Origin of the sequence: Gordonia hongkongensis (genome assembly GCF_023078355.1) — a bacterium.
Lineage (GTDB): Bacteria > Actinomycetota > Actinomycetes > Mycobacteriales > Mycobacteriaceae > Gordonia > Gordonia hongkongensis.
In genome coordinates this window covers 647,977-663,906 of sequence record NZ_CP095552.1, presented here as the reverse complement: position 1 = coordinate 663,906, position 15,930 = coordinate 647,977, and the positions used below count along the sequence as shown (strand labels likewise).

The following is a 15,930-nucleotide window of genomic DNA, read 5'->3' as shown; positions in this document are numbered from 1 at the left end:
GCATGCCCCAGAATTCAGTCACCATCCGCCTCGACGACCTGATCCATGCCATCCGCAAGGTCCACGACGACCCGCTGGACCAACTCTCCGACGCGGTGGTCGCCGCGCAGCACCTGGGCGACATCGCCGACAGCCTGATCGGTCACTTCGTCGACCAGGCCCGCCGCTCGGGAGCATCGTGGACCGCGATCGGCACCAGCATGGGCGTGAGCAAACAGGCCGCTCAGAAGCGGTTCGTCGACCGCGTGTCGTCCGCAGGCGAGAACAATGCACCCGGCGCGGACAACCCGTTCTCGCGTTTCACGCCCCGGGCCGCGAACGTACTGATGGCCGCGAACGCGGCAGCGGCCGCGGGCCGTGCCGAGCACGTGACCCCGGCCCACATCGCGCAGGCCCTCACGGTCGAACCGAAGTCCCTCGTGTTCCATGTGCTGCGGGACTCCGGTGTCGACGCCGACGCCTGGCGTGCGGCCATCGCGCCACTGCTCCCGGCACCGCGGGACATCGCCGACGACGAAGCAACGAGCGTGGTGCCCTACGACGACGCGTCGAAGTCGGTCCTGGAGTCGACCGTCGCTGCCGCCCTCGATCTCGGGCACAACTACATCGGCACGGAGCATCTCCTGCTCGGCTTCTTCGTCGATGCAACGCTCGCCGAGGCGATGAGCGGGCTGGGTCTCACGGCCGATGCCGTCCGCTCGACCATCGTCGCGACGCTGGCGCAGGTATTGGAGCAGCCCGGCGCCGGGAGCGAAGCGAGCGGGCCGAATCAAACCGGCGCCGGGAGCGAAGCGAGCGGGCCGAATCAAACCGGCGCCGGGAGCGAAGCGAGCGGGCCGGGTCAGACCGACTAGTCCGAATCGGAGATGTAGTGCACCGCAGCCTCTTCCGCGGAGGCCCCGGCGCCGTCGATCCCGGCGTCCTCGGCGACGGCGTCCGACTCGGTGTCGATACCAGATCCGGCATCCGGGGCGATGAGACGTCCGGCGCGGCGGTCGCCGACCTCGTCGTCTTCCTCGAACTCCTCGTCACGGTCGGAATCGTGTGCGCGCCAATCGGTCCGCGCACGTTCCTCGGCAGTGATCTCGTCGAGCGGATCGACCGCTCCGACGTCGGGCTCCTCCTCGGCCAGCCGCTCGTCGAGCGTCTCGCCCTCGGCCTGTTCCCGGGAGGTCAGCCCGTGGACGGCACCCTTGGGGACATAGTCGGGCGGTGAGTACCCCTCGTCGAGGACGTCGTCGACGCCGCGGTCGTCCAGAGTGTCCTCCGGCTGCAGTTGGTCGTCCTCGTCCAGGCTGTACTCGCCGTCCGAACCCTCCGGGGTGCTACCGATGTCGTCCTTCATCCTTGCCACGATGCCAGCCCGCGGGGAGTCCCGCCAGGACGACCCGACGGCGCGACGTGGCCGACCGCTGTCGGTCGCGCTCACCCGGTTCGGCCGAATCGCCGGTGCCGTCGTGCCGGATCGGCGACAATGTCGAGGGTGATCGAGGAAATGCAGGCCGAGGCCCGGGCGCTGCTCTCGGCCGGTGAATACGACCACGCGCTGGCCGAGTTCTCCGTGCTCCGCGAGATCAGATCGCGCCGCGAGGGACCGTATTCGGTGATGTACCTGTCCAATCTGCACGACTGCGTCCGCTGCATGTCCCATCTCATGCTGTGGTCCGACGCCAGCCACCTGTGTCGTGAACTGCACGGCAAGTACGTGCGCACGCACGGGCGCGCCGAAGCCGACACGGTCGACGTCGCGAAGCACTGGGCTTGGGCGCTCGTGCACCTGCACGACTATCCGCCGGCCGTCCGGTTGTACCTGCTGACCGCCGACGCGCTCTGGAAGTCCGATCCCGCCCAGGCGCAACGTCTGCTCGGCGCGGCGGTGGTCCATCGGCACGACACCGATCCCCTCGCGCTGATCTCGCCGGGGCTCATCGACGGTGTCGGACTCCTTCACGCCGACGAGGAGCGAGAACTGCTCACGCGCCTGGTCGATAGGTTGGCCGATGGTGGCGGCGCTCCGGCGAGCGCGGCCACCATCGACGGTCTGGCTCTGGTGTGAGCCGTCAGACGACGTCTCGGCGTCGGCGTCGCATGATGTAGCTGTCGGCGCCCATCCGGCCGGCCGACGTGTAGCCGACGGCCAGCAGGCCCGCGATCAGCGCGAGCGGCCACTCGTAACCGCCGTCCATGTTCCAGAACCCGGCGTCCCAGTGCACGAACACGATCGCGCCGATCATGTCGGCGATCAGCAGGGTCGCGACGATCGGCAGCAGCAGTCCGAGGATCAGCAGGATGCCGCCGATCAGCTCGACCCATGTCGCGTAGTACGCGGCGAGCTCTGGGTAGGGGATGTCCATGCCGGCCGGGCCGAATGCCGCCTTGGTGGCGTCCATACCCTGGGTGACCAGCTTCTGCCACCCGTGGGCGATGAAGATGATGCCGAGTATCAGGCGCGCGAGAAACTGCGCCACACTACCGAATCCGCTCATTCCGCACTCCTCGAATCGATCGGGCGGGCCGGCTGTGCCGCCGCCAGGTACTCTCTCAGTGTCCGGGACAGCATCGCCCCGTCGCGGGTGAACAGCCGAATCGAGACGTCACCACCGAACCGCAACCGCTTCGTGACCGGTCGCAGCGCGTCGCCGACGCGACTCGTCGAGGCGCGCCGCCGCACGTCAGCCCGCCGGGGCAGAACGGAGTAGGAGTCGAGAGTGCCGGGAAAGTCTGGGCTGGGTTCACGTGGCAACTCCGGGCAACCCGTGCTGGGGGCACCCGCCGACGTCCTCGATACATATCTGCCCGACAACGGCAATCTGGGCTATCGCATCTCTCGATACGATCTGGAACTCGAGTACAAGGTGTCGAGCAATCGACTCGAGGGCACCGCGATCCTGACCGCGACGTCGTATGCCGAGCTCAAGCGTTTCACCCTCGACCTGGCGAGCTCGCTGTCGGTGCAACGGGTGTCGGTCAACGACAAGCGCGCCCGCTATTCGCATCGTCGGCACAAGCTGACCATCACCCCCGACACTCCACTCCCCCCGGGCGGGGCGATGACCGTCACCGTCCGATACCACGGCAGTCCGCATCCGATCCGCGGCCCGTGGGGTGAGGTCGGTTGGGAGGAACTGACCGACGGCTCGCTCTGTGCGAACCAGCCCAACGGGGCGGCGTCGTGGTTCCCCTGCGACGACCACCCAAGCGCCAAGGCGCCGTACCGGATCTCGATCACCACCGACAGCCCGTATCACGCGCTCGCCAACGGCGTCCTGGAGTCCAAGCGGGTCCGCGCCGCGCAGACCACCTGGGTCTACGAGCAGGTGGAACCGATGCCCACCTACCTGGCGTCGATCCAGATCGGTCAGTACAAGCAGATCTCGTTGGCGTCCAAACCGATTCCGGTCTCGGGCCTCGTCCCCTCGCGACTCGAGGAGAACTTCGGGGTCGATTTCGGTCAGCAGACCGAGATGATGGCGGCGTTCGTCGAGATGTTCGGGCCGTATCCGTTCCCCCAGTACACCGTCGTGGTCACCGACGACGAACTCGAGATCCCCATCGAGGCACAGAGTTTCTCCACCTTCGGGGCCAATCACTGCGACGGCAGCCGGCACGCGGAGCGGTTGATCGCCCACGAGCTCGCGCATCAGTGGTTCGGCAACTCGGTGACCGCGGCCCGCTGGCGCGACATCTGGCTCCACGAGGGTTTCGCCTGTTACGCCGAGTGGCTGTGGAGTCAGCACTCGGGCGGCCGCAGCGCCGACGAATGGGCGCGTCACTACTACGCGAAACTCGAATCGTCGCCGGTGCGTGTGCCACTCGCCGATCCCGGTCCGCGCAAGATGTTCGACGACTGGATCTACAAACGCGGCGCACTCACCCTGCACGCACTGCGGCTGACCATCGGTGACGGCGACTTCTTCGCGCTGCTGCAGCGGTGGACCGACAAGTATCGGTACGGCTCGGTGACCACCGAGGACTTCATGGCGCTCGCCGCCACCCACTCGTCGAAGCCGCTCAAGGATCTCTGGGACGACTGGCTGTTCACGCCCGAGTTGCCGCCGTTCCCGGGTCCTTCCTGAACCGTTCGATGACGACCGATCCGACGACGCCGGGTCCGGACGCCGGTTCGGCCAGTCCGCCAGGCGACACCGACGCACGTTCACTGGGCCGGGTCACGATGGCGACGATCGTCGCGGCCGCGTCGGGGTATGTCGTCCTGCTCTTGGCGGCCAGGCATCTCGGGGCCGTCGGTTACGGCGTGTTCGCCGTGTTCTGGGCCGCCTACGGCCTGGTGACCGGGGCGCAGAACGGGCAACTCCAGGAGACGACGCGGGCGGTCCGGACCGCCGCATCGGAGGGGCTCGCCCGGTCACGCCCGTTGCTGGTCAACGCGGGCATCGGGCTCGGCCTGGCCGTTCTGGTCGTCGCGACGTCACCGGTGTGGAGCTCACGCGTTTTCACCGCGGATCGCGGCCTGTCGGTGCTGCTGCTCGCCGTCGGCGTGGCGAGCTTCGCGGTGTACGCGCACCTGTGCGGAGCGTTGTCGGGGCGGCTGGACTGGTCGTCGTTCGCGGTGCTGCTGTCGGTCGACGCGCTGATCCGGCTCGCTGGTGCCGGTGTCGCGGTGGCGGCCGGCTGGGGTGTCACCGCTTTCCTGGTCGTCACCGTCGTCGGGTCGGTGTCGTGGTGCCTGCTGCTCGTGGTGTCGGCCTCGGCCCGCCGTGCGATCGGCGTCGCCGGCGACGTCGCGCCCCGACGTCTGACGGGCAACACCCTGACCGCGATGGCCGCCGCCGCCGCGAGCGCCGTCCTCGTCATGGGTTTTCCCGTTCTCATCAACCTGACCACCGACCTGCGTGGCGGCCCCGACGCCGACGACGTCCGGACTATCGGCGCGCTGATCCTCGCCGTCACCCTGACCCGCGCACCACTACTGGTGCCGCTCAACAGCTTTCAGGGTGTGCTGATCTCGAGGTTCGTCGACCGCCGGGACCACCGCCTCGCCGCGCTGGGTGCTCCCCTCGGGATCGTCGCCGCGGTCGGTGGCGTCGGGGTGACGGCCGCGTGGCTGGTGGGCCCGTGGTTGCTGCGATCGGTGTTCGGCGCCGACTTCGATCTCGACGGTGTGGTCGTGGCGATGCTGACGCTCGGCGCGACGTGCCTGGCGCTGCTGACGGTGACCGGCGCCGCCGCGATCGCCGCGGGCGCCCACCGCTGGTACGCGGCCGGATGGTGGGTGTCGACCCTGGTCGCGATCGCGATGTTGTTGCTGCCGCTCGACGTCGCGACCCGGACCTGCGTCGCCCTCGTCGTGGGACCGCTGGTCGGCCTCGGCGTGCATCTCGTCGGATTGCTGCGGGCCTGACCCTTCGTGACGCTCGCAAGCTCGCTCCTCAGGGAGCATGGGGTCGGCTCGCAAGCTCGCTCCTCAGTACCTGCGGCCTCGCGGCCGTCGTTGACCGAAAGAACCGCATAACCCCTGCTCCCTGAGGTGCGAGGAGCGCAAGCGACGAGCCTCGAAGGGCTGGTGAGGCGCGCTACGAGCCCTTCGAGGCTCGCTTCGCTCGCACCTCAGGGAGCAGGGGTTAAGCTCGCTTCGCCCGCACCTCAGGGAGCAGGGGTTGGGCTCGCTTCACACGCACCTCGAGGACCGGGGCCGCTCCTAGCTCCCGGACGAACCCCGCAGCCGGCCGAGGCCCGCCCCGACGCGAGCCGAGAGGTGGTTCAGCCTCGACGTCGCGTGCCACCTGGCGGCGCGTGCCGCCTTCGGCCAGCCGTGCGCCTCGCAACGCTGCGCTTCGTCGGCGAAGAATCGGTTCTCCTCGGCGAACCGCCGACCGTCGACGGCCTGCACGGAACTCACCGAGGCGCGGTGCCTGCGGTAGGAGAAGACCACCTCGGGGTCGTAGACCAGTGACCCGCCGGCGCTCGCCAAATCGACGAGGAGTGCGAGATCGAGGACGATCTCGAGTCCGGGCCGGAACCCGACCTCGCGCACGGCGGCGGTCCGCCACAACAGGGACGGAAAGTAGGTCCAGTTGCCGTGGTACAGCGAGGTGGCCAGCTGTTCCCCGGACAGCACGGTCGCCCGCGGCGGCGCGAGAACCGACTTGATCCGGTCACCGAGCGGCGTGACCGGTTGTCCGTTCTCGTCGATGACGTCGACGCCGGGCGCGATGACCGCGGCGTCGGGATGGTGGCGGGCCATCGTACGGACGGTGGCGAGGTAGGCACGGTGCATCACGTCGTCGCACCCCATGACCACGAACCAGTCGGCGGTGACCAGCTCGACGCAGCGCCGGAAGTTCCCGTTCACTCCGAGGTTGGTCTCGTTGCGGAGGTACCGGACCCGGGCGTCGCCGAGCGACTCCAGCCAGTGCCGCGGCGTCGGATCCGGGTAGCAGTCGTCGACGACGACGAGCCGAAGGTCCGGGTCGTCTTGGTCGAGCACACTGGTGACGGCTTGCCGGAACTGGGCGACGTCGCCGTAGAACGGCATCATCACGTCGATCGTCACCGGACAAGACTAACCAGGTCCGATCACCACGCGGCCCCCGAGGCGTGCCGGGCGGCAGACTCCGCGCGGAAGCGGGTTAGGGTTGTTGACCATGGCCGACCCCAGTACCAACGCCGACGTGTGGCTGGTGGTACCCGTTTTCAACGAGGGCCAGGTGATCCGCGAGGTGGCGGCCAAGGCCCGCGAGACGTTTCCCAACATCGTCTGCGTCGACGACGGCAGCTCGGACAACTCGGCCGAGGAGATCCGGGCCGCCGGGGTGCATCTGGTTCGGCACCCGGTGAACCTCGGTCAGGGCGCCGCGATCCAGACCGGCGTCGAGTACGCGCGTCGCCGGCCGGGGGCACGGTTCTTCGTGACCTTCGACGCCGACGGACAGCACCGGGTCGACGACGTGTCGGCCATGATCGAGCGCTTACGACGCGAGCCGGTCGACATCATCGTCGGGACCCGCTTCGCCGACGGCCGCAGCGAATCGGTTCCGATCCTGCGCCGGATGGCGTTGCGTACCATCGTGTTCCTGAGCCCGCGCACCCGTCGCCTCGGACTGTCCGACGCGCACAACGGACTTCGGGCGTTCAACAAGACGGTGGCCGATCAGCTCGACCTGCTCATGAGCGGGATGAGCCACGCGTCGGAGTTCATCGCGCTCATCGATCACCACCGGTGGCGGGTGGCCGAACAACCCGTGACGATCCTCTACACCGACTACTCGCGGGCGAAGGGACAGTCGCTGATCAACGGGGTCAACATCGTCGCCGATGGCCTGTTCCACACCCGGATGAGGAAGTGATGCCACGATGATCTGGTTCCAGATCCTCGCGATCCTCGGTCTGGTCGCGCTCGTCGGGTTCTTCGTGGTGAACCGGGGCACGGCCCGCGCGTCGGCGGGCGTGAAGCTGCTGTTCGTCGCGTTCATCGGCTTCGGCCTCTACGCGATGCTGCGGCAGGACGACGTCACGTGGGTGGCCAACAAGATCGGCATCCAACGTGGCCTCGACCTGGTCCTGTTCCTGCTGGTCATCGCATTCGCCTTCACGACGGTGTCGACGTATCTGCGGTTCCGCGACCTGGAGGTCAAGTACGCGCGGCTGGCCCGCGCGATCGCGCTGCAGGACGCGGAGCGCGAGAACCATTCCGGAACGGGCGACTAGCTCCGGACCGTCATCGACTGCGCCGCGGCCCTCCCCGACTCCAGCCGATCGTTCGCACCTTCGGCGGAACGGCTTTCGGCCGCGGCCACCTGGAACATGGTGGCGACGATGGAGGCGTACAACACCAGCTCACCGAAGTTGCCGAGCCAGAGAACCGACGTGCCCGCGGCCGCGGTGACCAGCATCGTCACCGAGCCGAGCAACAGCCAGAACGACCGCACCTGACGCCACGCGGTCATCCCGATCGCGATGAGGATCAGCACGGTGCCCAGTGCGGGGACCGGCGGGCCGGCCGCGGCGGCGTTGGCGTACCGCAGCGCATCACCGTCGGTCGCCGGCGTCAGCTCCAGCGCCTCGAAGCACTCGACGATCCCGACGACCACCAATGCGGCGACGAGAACGGCCCCGACCACGACCACCGGGCGACTCCACCGCACCCCCAGACGCCAGGCGAGCACGACCGCGGCGACAACGATCAGCGGAGTCAACAGCCCGTGAATCCAGAAGCGCGGCAAATTGATCGCATACAGAAGGTCACCGAAGCCGACCATCCGGCCTACGGCGACCGCCATGTTGTCGAATGTCAGTGCCACGCCGAGCAGGACCACCAACCAGGCCACGGCCCCACACGACCGCCTCAGGCGGAACGCACACGCGGTCAACGCGATCATCCCCAGCCCTATCGCGGCCATGATCGCCGAATTTCCGATCACTCCAGTGAGCATTAGCTCGCCACCTCCCATCGCTCAGCTTACTGAACGATTCGGAGCCGTCACCCTCGCGGACTGCCGTCCCGGACGCAGTTTCGCCAACCCCTTGCGTCTACGTATACATCTACATATAGTTATCGCATGCCCAACAAGACCATCTACGTCTCCGACGAGGACCTCAAAGTCCTCGAACGCGCCCAACAGGTGTCGGGAGGCAATCTCTCCGGCGCAGTCGTCGAGGCACTGCGTGCGTACGTGCGGGCGGCCGACTACCGCGACGCCGGCTACGACGAGGTCGTCCTGCGCGACGGTCCCGACGGAGTGCGTCGTAAACGGTTCTTCGGCAGAGTCCTCGCCGAGGAGACCGAGTACGACGAAACCACCGGCAATGCAACCAAATTGACCGCCTACGAAGGGCGGACCGGAAAGATCGTCCTCGCGGTCCACCACGTCGACTGGGCGAACTACGGGGTGACACATCGCCAGAAGACCGGTAACTGGCTGAAAGATCTGACCGGCGTTCCCAGTGTCCGCAGCCTGTTCACCGCCGACCTACCCGACTGGGGTGACTACCGCGTCGACATCGTCGACTCTCCCGACCAGCTCAAACCGCTTGTCCCCGAACGCTTCTACGCACGTACCGCCGCCGCCCTCCGACCCGAGGTCGACGACCTGGACGTGTGAACCCCACCCGACCGCACCGCTAGAACCACCGAGTACTTCCCGGCGACGTCCATCAGGGACGGTCGTCTACCCACATATGCATATATGCGCATGAGTTTATTTATTGATCCATCAACCACTGGGAGCACGATCATGACAACAACCGCCATCCGCGCCACCGGACTCACGAAGTCCTTCGGCGACCACACCGTCCTCGACGGTATCGATCTCGACGTACCGGCGGGCACGGTGTTCGCCCTGCTCGGACCCAACGGCTCCGGGAAGACGACCACCGTGAAGATTCTGTCCACGTTGTCGCAACATGACGCTGGTGAGGTGGAGGTCGCCGGACTCGATCCGCGGACCGACCGCGCCGAGATCTGCGCGCAGATCGGCCTGACCGGGCAGTTCGCCGCCGTCGACACGTTGCTGACCGGGCGGGAGAACCTCACCATGGTCGCCCGCCTGCGACATCTCTCGAAAGCGGCGACCCGCGAACGGGTCGACCGGTTGCTGCGCGACTTCGACCTCACCGACGCCGCGGACCGTCGGGTCGCCGAATACTCCGGCGGTATGACCAGGCGCCTCGACCTGGCCATGACGTTGGTGGGCGAACCGTCGATCATCTTTCTCGACGAGCCGACGACCGGACTCGATCCACGGTCCCGCCGCGCGGTCTGGGACACCGTCCGCGGTCTCGTCGCCGGCGGCACCACCATCTTCCTCACCACGCAGTACCTCGAGGAAGCGGATCACCTCGCGGACCGGATCGCTGTGCTCGACTGCGGCCGCATCGTGGCCGAGGGGACGGCGGCCGAACTGAAGCGTCTCGTGCCGGGCGGATACATCCGGATCGACTTCACGAACGCCGACGACCTCGAACGGGCGCGGTCGCAGTTCCCCTCGGCGGTCGACACCCCGGGCGAGAACACCCTCGCCGTCCCCGGTGGCGCCGGGATCGGCGCTGTCCGCGGCGTGCTCGCCACCCTCGACGACGCCCGGATCGACGCTGCCGGGATCTCGGTCCACACACCGGATCTCGACGACGTCTTCCTCACCATCACCGGCCGCACCGCCGCTACCACCGCCAACTAGGAGAAGTCATGACCACCACGCTCGACCACACCCTGTCCGACTCCGCGGTGATGGTGCGCCGCAACCTGATCCGGCTACGGCGATACCCCACCATGATGTTCTCCACGATTGCGATGCCGGTCGTGATCCTGCTGATGATGACCTATTTCTTCGGCGGTGCCATCGAGAGCGCTTTCGCCGCGGACGGACCGCTAGAAGGCAAGTACATCAACTATCTTCTCCCCGGCCTACTGCTCTTCGTGCCGTCGTTCCTGACGGTGGCGGTTGCGGTCTCGGTCAATCAGGACGTCACCGAGGGCATCATCAATCGGTTGCGATCACTGGCCACTCCGCCGACAGCGATCCTGGCCGGACACTTCGTCGGCGCCCTCATCCAAGGTGTGGTCGCGGTCTGCTTCCTGCTCGCGGTCGCGTTCGCGATGGGCTTCCGTGCCGACGCAAGCCTTCTCGACTGGTTCGCGGCCGGCGGATTGCTCCTGCTACTGACCGCCGGCCTCGTGTGGATCGCGGTTGCCATGGGCGTCGTCGCGCCGAATCCGGAGAGTGCGAGCAACATGCCGCTGCCGCTGCTGTTCCTGCCCTATCTGGGCAGTGGGCTGGTCCCGACCGACAGCATGCCCAACGGTGTCCGCCAGTTCGCCGAGTACCAGCCGTTCAGTCCCATCGCCGACACGCTGCGCGGACTCCTCATGGGTCTCGACATCAGTGATCGCTGGCCGTGGGCGCTGGGATGGTGCGTGGTGTTCCTGGTGGTCGGCTACTTCTGGGCGGTCACCGCGTTTCGGCGATCCACTACCGGCTGACGCTTCCCGCCCCGCGACGTGTACGGCTCGCGCCGTGCACGTTTCGGCGTTCGCGCCTCAATCCCGCAGCGAACCCAGGAAGTCGGCCACCTCGTCGTGGTTCGGCAGCAGACCCGACTCACGCGCCTCGGTGAGCCCCGGTGCCGCGGTGTCCTTCGGCGAGAGTTCGAACTCCAGCGGTGAACCGTTCCGGGCGTGCGTCGGCCATTCGATACCCAGTTCCGGATCGAGCGGGTTGATGCCGTGTTCACCCGTCGGGTTGTATCCGGTGGAGCAGAGGTAGGTCACGGTCGAGTTGTCGGCGAGCGCGCAGAATGCGTGGCCGAGACCCTCGGACAGGTAGACCGCACGACGATCCACGTCGTCGAGCAAGACGGTGTCGTAGGTACCGAAAGTGGGTGAGCCGACGCGGATGTCGACGATGACGTCGAGAATCGCGCCGGTGGGGCAGGTGACGTATTTCGCCTGTCCGGGCGGGACGTCGGCGAAGTGCACGCCGCGCAGCACGCCGGCCGCGGACACCGAGAGGTTCACCTGCGCGAGGTCGAAGCGGTGGCCGATCGTCTCGCCGATCACGTCGGCTTTGAACGCCTCGGCGAACAACCCACGGGCATCGCCGTGCTGGACCGGGGTGAACTCCCACGCTCCGTCGATGGCGAGCGGGCGGACCTTCATGCGGACACCTTTCCCAGAGTCGGTCGTCGGACATGCGCCTCGGGGGCGGCGCTCAGAAACCCTTGCCCCGCTGCAACAGTTCGAGCAGGTAGTCACCGTAACCCGACTTGCGGAGTTTGTCGGCACGAGCCCGCAACTCCTCGTCGGAGAGATAGCCCTGCCGCCACGCGATCTCCTCTGGGACAGCGATTTTGAGTCCCTGGCGTTGTTCGACGGTGCGGACGAAGTTGCCGGCGTCGAGGAGGCTGTCGAACGTGCCGGTGTCGAGCCACGCCGTGCCGCGCGGCAGGACGGTGACCGACAGTTTGCCGCGGTCGAGGTAGTGGGCGTTGACGTCGGTGATCTCGTACTCGCCGCGGGCGCTGGGCCGCAGGTTGCGGGCGATGTCGACGACATCGTTGTCGTAGAAGTACAGACCGGGCACCGCGAAGTTCGACTTCGGTTGTGCCGGTTTCTCTTCCAGCGAGATAGCGGTGCCGTCGGCATCGAAGTCGACCACGCCGTAGGCCTCCGGGTTGGCCACCCAGTAGGCGAACACCGCACCGCCGTCGACGTTCTCGAAACCCTGCAACCGGCTGCCGAGTCCGGGGCCGTAGAAGATGTTGTCGCCGAGGACGAGAGCAACCGAGTCGGTACCGATGTGGTCGGCGCCGAGGACGAAGGCCTGCGCGAGTCCGTCCGGGGAGGGCTGGGTCTTGTAGGTCAGGTCGATGCCGAACTGGTCGCCGTTGCCGAGCAGGCTCTCGAAGGCCGGGGCGTCGTGCGGGGTGGTGATGATCAGGATGTCGCGGATCCCGGCCAGCATGAGCGTCGACAGTGGGTAATAGATCATCGGCTTGTCGTAGACCGGGACGAGTTGCTTGCTCACCCCCTGCGTGATGGGGTGCAGCCGCGTGCCCGTACCGCCGGCCAGGATGATCCCTTTCATGGCGATCAGGGTAATGCCCGCGGCCTTTCGCGACGGCACGCGAGTCGCCCCGCTGCGCTCACCCGAGGCGAGCAGGTCGGCTGCTCGGTAGAGTGACTGCGACCATCGACCTCGACGAAAGGCGCCGCGCGTGCGTGTTCTCGTGACCGGGGGTGCCGGGTTCATCGGCGCCAACTTCGTGCTGCGCACCCTGACGACCCGCCCCGACGTCTCGATCCGGGTCCTGGACAAACTCACCTACGCCGCCAACCCCGACACCCTCGCCCCGGTCGCCGATCGCGTCGAACTCGTCGAGGGCGACATCACCGACGCCACCCTGGTCGGCCGACTCGTCGCCGAAGCAGACCTCGTCGTGCACTTCGCCGCCGAATCCCACAACGACAACTCCCTGGCCGACCCTTCGGCGTTCGTCTCCACCAACCTCGTGGGCACCTACACCCTGCTCGAAGCCGTCCGCGCCCACCGGGTGCGCTACCACCACATCAGCACCGACGAGGTCTACGGCGACCTCGATCTCGACGACCCGGCACGCTTCACCGAACAGACCGCCTACAACCCGTCGAGCCCCTACTCCTCGACCAAAGCCGGCAGCGACCTGCTCGTGCGCGCCTGGGTCCGCTCCTTCGGCGTGGCCGCGACCATCTCCAACTGCTCCAACAACTACGGCCCGTACCAGCACATCGAGAAGTTCATCCCCCGCCAGATCACCAACGTGCTCTCCGGGGTGCGCCCCAAGCTCTACGGCGACGGCCGCAACGTCCGGGACTGGATCCACGTCGACGACCACAACGACGCCGTGTGGACCATCATCGACCGCGGCCAGATCGGCGAGACCTACCTCATCGGCGCCGACGGCGAGGTCGACAACCGCACCGTGGTGGAAACCATCCTCGAACTCCTCGACCAGCCCGCCGACGCCTTCGACTTCGTCACCGACCGCCCCGGCCACGACCGCCGCTACGCCATCGACTCCACCCGCCTGCGCACCGAACTCGGCTGGACCCCCTCCTACCTCGACTTCCGCGCCGGCCTCGCCGCCACCATCGACTGGTACCGCGACCACCCCGGCTGGTGGCAACCCGCCAAGGAAGCCGTCGAACAGAAGTACGCCACCACCGAACGCGTCACCGGCTGACCGGCACCTCCGCTGATCGAGCCGGCCCTCCACTAATTGACCCGCCCCCTCCGCTGGTTAAGCCGGCCCCTCCGCTGGTTGACCCGCCCCCGCTGGTTGAGCCGGCCCTCCCGCTGGTTGAGCCGGCCCTCCCGCTGGTTGACCCGCCACTCCCCTGGTTGAGCCGCCACTCCGCTGGTTGACCTGGCCCCTCCGCTAATTAACCAGCCCCTCCGCTGGTGACCCGGCCCCTCCACTGGTTGACCCGCACCCTCCGCTGGTTGAGCCGGCCCCGAGCGAAGCGAGGCGCCGAGTCGAAGCCACCTGGTGACCTCCATGCAGTCCACTTGGCCCATTCCCAGGGTCGCCGCTTACGGTGGTCGTCATGCGCGTACTCGTGAGCGGAGGAGCGGGCTACATCGGCTCGCACACCGTCATCCAATTGGTCTCGGCCGGACACGACGTCGTCATCGTCGACGATTTCAGCAACGCCAAGCCGGCCGTCGTCGGCCGGCTCGAGGCACTGACCGACCGTTCCATCCCCGTCCACGCCTTCGACCTCGCCGACGTCGACAAGACCGAACACTTCTTCGCCCACGAGGACATCGACGCGGTCATCCACTTCGCGGGGTTCAAGGCGGTAGGCGAGTCGGTGGCCAAGCCGCTCGACTATTACCAGAACAACCTCGGCACCACGTTCGCCCTGCTCCGCGCGATGGAGCGCCACGACGTGCACACGCTGGTGTTCTCGTCGTCGGCAACGGTCTACGGCGCCGAGCCACAGTTGCCGATGACCGAGGACCTACCCACGTCGGCGACCAACCCGTACGGCTGGACCAAGGTGATGATCGAGCAGATCCTGCGCGATGTCGCCGCCAGTTCGGACGTGTGGCGCATCGCGGCACTGCGGTACTTCAATCCGGTCGGCGCGCATCCGAGCGGGCAGATCGGCGAGGACCCGTCGGGCATTCCGAACAACCTGATGCCGTTCGTCGCGCAGGTCGCGGTCGGCCGGCGCGAGAAGCTGGCGGTCTTCGGCGACGACTACGACACCCCCGACGGCACCGGCGTGCGCGACTACATCCACGTCGACGACCTGGCCGCCGGCCACGTCGCGGCCCTCGACCGCATCAGCACCGGCGAGACCGGCATGTCGACCTGGAATCTCGGTACGGGGCAAGGGGTTTCGGTCTTGGAGGTCGTGCACGCGTTCGAGAAGGCCAGTGGGCGCCCCATCCCCTACGAGGTCGCCCCGCGGCGGGCCGGCGACATCGCCGCGTCCTACGCCGATCCGACCCGGGCGAACGACGACCTGAACTGGCACGCCGCCAAGACCATCGACGACATGTGCGCCGACACCTGGCGCTGGCAGTCGGGCAACCCGAAGGGCTACCCGGACGCCTGACCGGTTTCCCCTTGGGCAGGCGCGTGCGGATCGTCGGGATCGACGATCGAGTCTGTGACCCAGCCGATGTAGCGCCGCGCCGAACTGTCCACCACGTCCCGGGCGTTCTCGGCCACGACGACACCGAACGCGTCGTAGAGCCGGTCGAACCGGAGTTCGTTCACCCGGTCGACGATCTGACGGACGAGCCGCGGTGACAGCGGGATCATGTTCGGGTAGCTGCGCATGAAGGTCACCATGCCGGGCTGCATGACGCCCTTGATGGTGTCGCCGGTCAGCACCGCACCCCTGCCGTCGGCGGCGTCGGGAAGGTGTAGCACCGCGCTGCCGGGAAAATGACCGCCGCACTGCACGAGTCGCACTCCGCCGAGGACTTCGGTGGTGTCCGACCAGAAGCGCACGACGGGGTCGGGGCGGGTGACCCATCGCCGGTCGGAGTCGTTGTAGTACACCGGAACTCGACCGAATCGATGACTGAGCGAGACGCTCGCGCCCACCAGATGCGGATGACTCGCGGCGATGGCGCCGACCCCGCCGTGCTGCTCCAGCCAGTCGACGAGGGACGGCCCGAGGAAACCCGGCGGTTCCCAGAGGACGTTCCCGTCGGGAGTCGCGACGAGCAGGGCACGCTGCCCGATCCCCACGGAGGGTTGCACCGACAACGCGGTCAGACCGGGCTCCAGTTCGTGGGCGGTCAGCGCGTTGTCGGCGGTCTCGTCGAGCGGGGTCCAGCTGGGACCGCTGACCGGAAGCCACTGCCGGTCGTCGTCGCAGATCGGGCACATCGCGGGCGGCGTCTCGCCCGGCGGGAACTCGTTGGCGCAGAACACACACATCCAGGGCCGCATATCCCGACGCTAGCCCGTGCC

18 protein-coding genes are annotated in these 15,930 nt (G+C 67.6%); 11 read left to right on the top strand and 7 right to left on the bottom strand.

All coding sequences use genetic code 11. The features are described 5' to 3' along the window. The first annotated feature begins 2 nt into the window (after positions 1–2). Positions 3–854, top strand: a complete 852-nt coding sequence (locus tag MVF96_RS03015) for a Clp protease N-terminal domain-containing protein (RefSeq protein WP_247451171.1) — start codon at positions 3–5, stop codon at positions 852–854. Here the strand turns inward: MVF96_RS03015 and MVF96_RS03010 are convergent. After that, complete coding sequence (locus MVF96_RS03010; protein WP_065630492.1) at positions 851–1,345, bottom strand: DUF5709 domain-containing protein; 495 nt, start codon at positions 1,343–1,345, stop codon at positions 851–853. The two genes, MVF96_RS03015 and MVF96_RS03010, sit on opposite strands and share 4 nt — an antisense overlap. Positions 1,346–1,474: 129 nt before the next feature. Here MVF96_RS03010 and MVF96_RS03005 point away from each other — a divergent pair, with 129 nt between their 5' ends. After that, a complete protein-coding gene (locus MVF96_RS03005) occupies positions 1,475–2,056 on the top strand; it encodes a hypothetical protein (protein WP_247451168.1) in 582 nt (193 codons plus the stop codon). 4 nt (positions 2,057–2,060) lie between these two features. On the opposite strand, the gene MVF96_RS03000 is transcribed toward MVF96_RS03005, so the two are convergent. Further along, on the bottom strand, positions 2,061–2,486 hold the full coding sequence (locus tag MVF96_RS03000) for a DoxX family protein (protein WP_058251379.1): 426 nt from the start codon (positions 2,484–2,486) through the stop codon (positions 2,061–2,063). 222 nt (positions 2,487–2,708) lie between these two features. Between MVF96_RS03000 and MVF96_RS02995 the strand changes: the two genes are divergently transcribed. Together MVF96_RS02995 and MVF96_RS02990 are read left to right on the top strand one after the other, a co-directional pair. After that, positions 2,709–4,076 carry a M1 family metallopeptidase gene (locus MVF96_RS02995; protein WP_065630494.1) on the top strand — a complete coding sequence of 456 codons (1,368 nt, stop codon included), beginning with the start codon at positions 2,709–2,711 and terminating at the stop codon, positions 4,074–4,076. Between the two features lie 8 nt (positions 4,077–4,084). Next, complete coding sequence (locus MVF96_RS02990) at positions 4,085–5,362, top strand: polysaccharide biosynthesis protein (RefSeq protein WP_247451166.1); 1,278 nt, start codon at positions 4,085–4,087, stop codon at positions 5,360–5,362. Positions 5,363–5,659: 297 nt separating this feature from the next. On the opposite strand, the gene MVF96_RS02985 is transcribed toward MVF96_RS02990, so the two are convergent. Then, positions 5,660–6,514: a glycosyltransferase family 2 protein gene (locus MVF96_RS02985; protein ID WP_247451165.1), complete on the bottom strand. Its 855-nt coding sequence runs from the start codon at positions 6,512–6,514 to the stop codon at positions 5,660–5,662. A 91-nt stretch (positions 6,515–6,605) separates the two neighbouring features. Between MVF96_RS02985 and MVF96_RS02980 the strand changes: the two genes are divergently transcribed. Then, on the top strand, positions 6,606–7,307 hold the full coding sequence (locus MVF96_RS02980) for a glycosyltransferase family 2 protein (protein ID WP_065630497.1): 702 nt from the start codon (positions 6,606–6,608) through the stop codon (positions 7,305–7,307). A gap of 7 nt (positions 7,308–7,314) precedes the next feature. Then, complete coding sequence (locus MVF96_RS02975; RefSeq protein ID WP_058251385.1) at positions 7,315–7,668, top strand: DUF2304 domain-containing protein; 354 nt, start codon at positions 7,315–7,317, stop codon at positions 7,666–7,668. Here MVF96_RS02975 and MVF96_RS02970 read toward each other — a convergent pair. Further along, complete coding sequence (locus MVF96_RS02970) at positions 7,665–8,381, bottom strand: hypothetical protein (protein WP_247451163.1); 717 nt, start codon at positions 8,379–8,381, stop codon at positions 7,665–7,667. The two genes, MVF96_RS02975 and MVF96_RS02970, sit on opposite strands and share 4 nt — an antisense overlap. A gap of 138 nt (positions 8,382–8,519) precedes the next feature. On the opposite strand from MVF96_RS02970, the gene MVF96_RS02965 reads away from it, so the two are divergent. The 3 genes from MVF96_RS02965 to MVF96_RS02955 all read left to right on the top strand — a co-directional run bounded on the left by MVF96_RS02965 (position 8,520) and on the right by MVF96_RS02955 (position 10,939). Continuing rightward, entirely contained in the window at positions 8,520–9,062 is a 543-nt protein-coding gene (locus MVF96_RS02965; protein WP_247451161.1) for an EXLDI protein, read from the top strand. A gap of 132 nt (positions 9,063–9,194) precedes the next feature. Continuing rightward, a complete protein-coding gene (locus tag MVF96_RS02960; RefSeq protein WP_247451159.1) occupies positions 9,195–10,136 on the top strand; it encodes an ABC transporter ATP-binding protein in 942 nt (313 codons plus the stop codon). Between the two features lie 8 nt (positions 10,137–10,144). After that, entirely contained in the window at positions 10,145–10,939 is a 795-nt protein-coding gene (locus MVF96_RS02955; protein ID WP_065630502.1) for an ABC transporter permease, read from the top strand. Positions 10,940–10,996: 57 nt separating this feature from the next. Here the strand turns inward: MVF96_RS02955 and MVF96_RS02950 are convergent, their stop codons facing one another. Together MVF96_RS02950 and rfbA are read right to left on the bottom strand one after the other, a co-directional pair. Next, positions 10,997–11,614 carry a dTDP-4-dehydrorhamnose 3,5-epimerase family protein gene (locus MVF96_RS02950; protein WP_247451158.1) on the bottom strand — a complete coding sequence of 206 codons (618 nt, stop codon included), beginning with the start codon at positions 11,612–11,614 and terminating at the stop codon, positions 10,997–10,999. Positions 11,615–11,666: 52 nt separating this feature from the next. Beyond that, positions 11,667–12,542: a glucose-1-phosphate thymidylyltransferase RfbA gene (gene rfbA, locus MVF96_RS02945; RefSeq protein ID WP_247451156.1), complete on the bottom strand. Its 876-nt coding sequence runs from the start codon at positions 12,540–12,542 to the stop codon at positions 11,667–11,669. A 130-nt stretch (positions 12,543–12,672) separates the two neighbouring features. On the opposite strand from rfbA, the gene rfbB reads away from it, so the two are divergent. Both rfbB and galE read left to right on the top strand, forming a co-directional pair. After that, entirely contained in the window at positions 12,673–13,677 is a 1,005-nt protein-coding gene (gene rfbB, locus MVF96_RS02940; RefSeq protein WP_247451154.1) for a dTDP-glucose 4,6-dehydratase, read from the top strand. Positions 13,678–14,041: 364 nt separating this feature from the next. Then, positions 14,042–15,061, top strand: a complete 1,020-nt coding sequence (gene galE / locus MVF96_RS02935; protein WP_159369961.1) for a UDP-glucose 4-epimerase GalE — start codon at positions 14,042–14,044, stop codon at positions 15,059–15,061. Here the strand turns inward: galE and MVF96_RS02930 are convergent. Beyond that, on the bottom strand, positions 15,046–15,909 hold the full coding sequence (locus tag MVF96_RS02930) for an MBL fold metallo-hydrolase (protein ID WP_247451152.1): 864 nt from the start codon (positions 15,907–15,909) through the stop codon (positions 15,046–15,048). The genes galE and MVF96_RS02930 overlap by 16 nt on opposite strands. Positions 15,910–15,930: the final 21 nt, after the last annotated feature.

Bases quoted from the DNA above. Each gene is read 5' to 3' on its own strand.
- MVF96_RS03000 (WP_058251379.1), bottom strand. From the start codon at position 2,486: ATGAGCGGATTCGGTAGTGTGGCGCAGTTTCTCGCGCGCCTGATACTC.
- MVF96_RS02960 (WP_247451159.1), top strand. From the start codon at position 9,195: ATGACAACAACCGCCATCCGCGCCACCGGACTCACGAAGTCCTTCGGC.
- MVF96_RS02965 (WP_247451161.1), top strand. From the start codon at position 8,520: ATGCCCAACAAGACCATCTACGTCTCCGACGAGGACCTCAAAGTCCTC.
- MVF96_RS02975 (WP_058251385.1), top strand. From the start codon at position 7,315: ATGATCTGGTTCCAGATCCTCGCGATCCTCGGTCTGGTCGCGCTCGTC.
- MVF96_RS02955 (WP_065630502.1), top strand. From the start codon at position 10,145: ATGACCACCACGCTCGACCACACCCTGTCCGACTCCGCGGTGATGGTG.
- galE (WP_159369961.1), top strand. From the start codon at position 14,042: ATGCGCGTACTCGTGAGCGGAGGAGCGGGCTACATCGGCTCGCACACC.
- MVF96_RS02950 (WP_247451158.1), bottom strand. From the start codon at position 11,614: ATGAAGGTCCGCCCGCTCGCCATCGACGGAGCGTGGGAGTTCACCCCG.
- MVF96_RS03010 (WP_065630492.1), bottom strand. From the start codon at position 1,345: ATGAAGGACGACATCGGTAGCACCCCGGAGGGTTCGGACGGCGAGTAC.
- MVF96_RS02930 (WP_247451152.1), bottom strand. From the start codon at position 15,909: ATGCGGCCCTGGATGTGTGTGTTCTGCGCCAACGAGTTCCCGCCGGGC.
- MVF96_RS03005 (WP_247451168.1), top strand. From the start codon at position 1,475: ATGTCGAGGGTGATCGAGGAAATGCAGGCCGAGGCCCGGGCGCTGCTC.
- MVF96_RS02990 (WP_247451166.1), top strand. From the start codon at position 4,085: ATGACGACCGATCCGACGACGCCGGGTCCGGACGCCGGTTCGGCCAGT.
- MVF96_RS03015 (WP_247451171.1), top strand. From the start codon at position 3: ATGCCCCAGAATTCAGTCACCATCCGCCTCGACGACCTGATCCATGCC.
- rfbA (WP_247451156.1), bottom strand. From the start codon at position 12,542: ATGAAAGGGATCATCCTGGCCGGCGGTACGGGCACGCGGCTGCACCCC.
- MVF96_RS02980 (WP_065630497.1), top strand. From the start codon at position 6,606: ATGGCCGACCCCAGTACCAACGCCGACGTGTGGCTGGTGGTACCCGTT.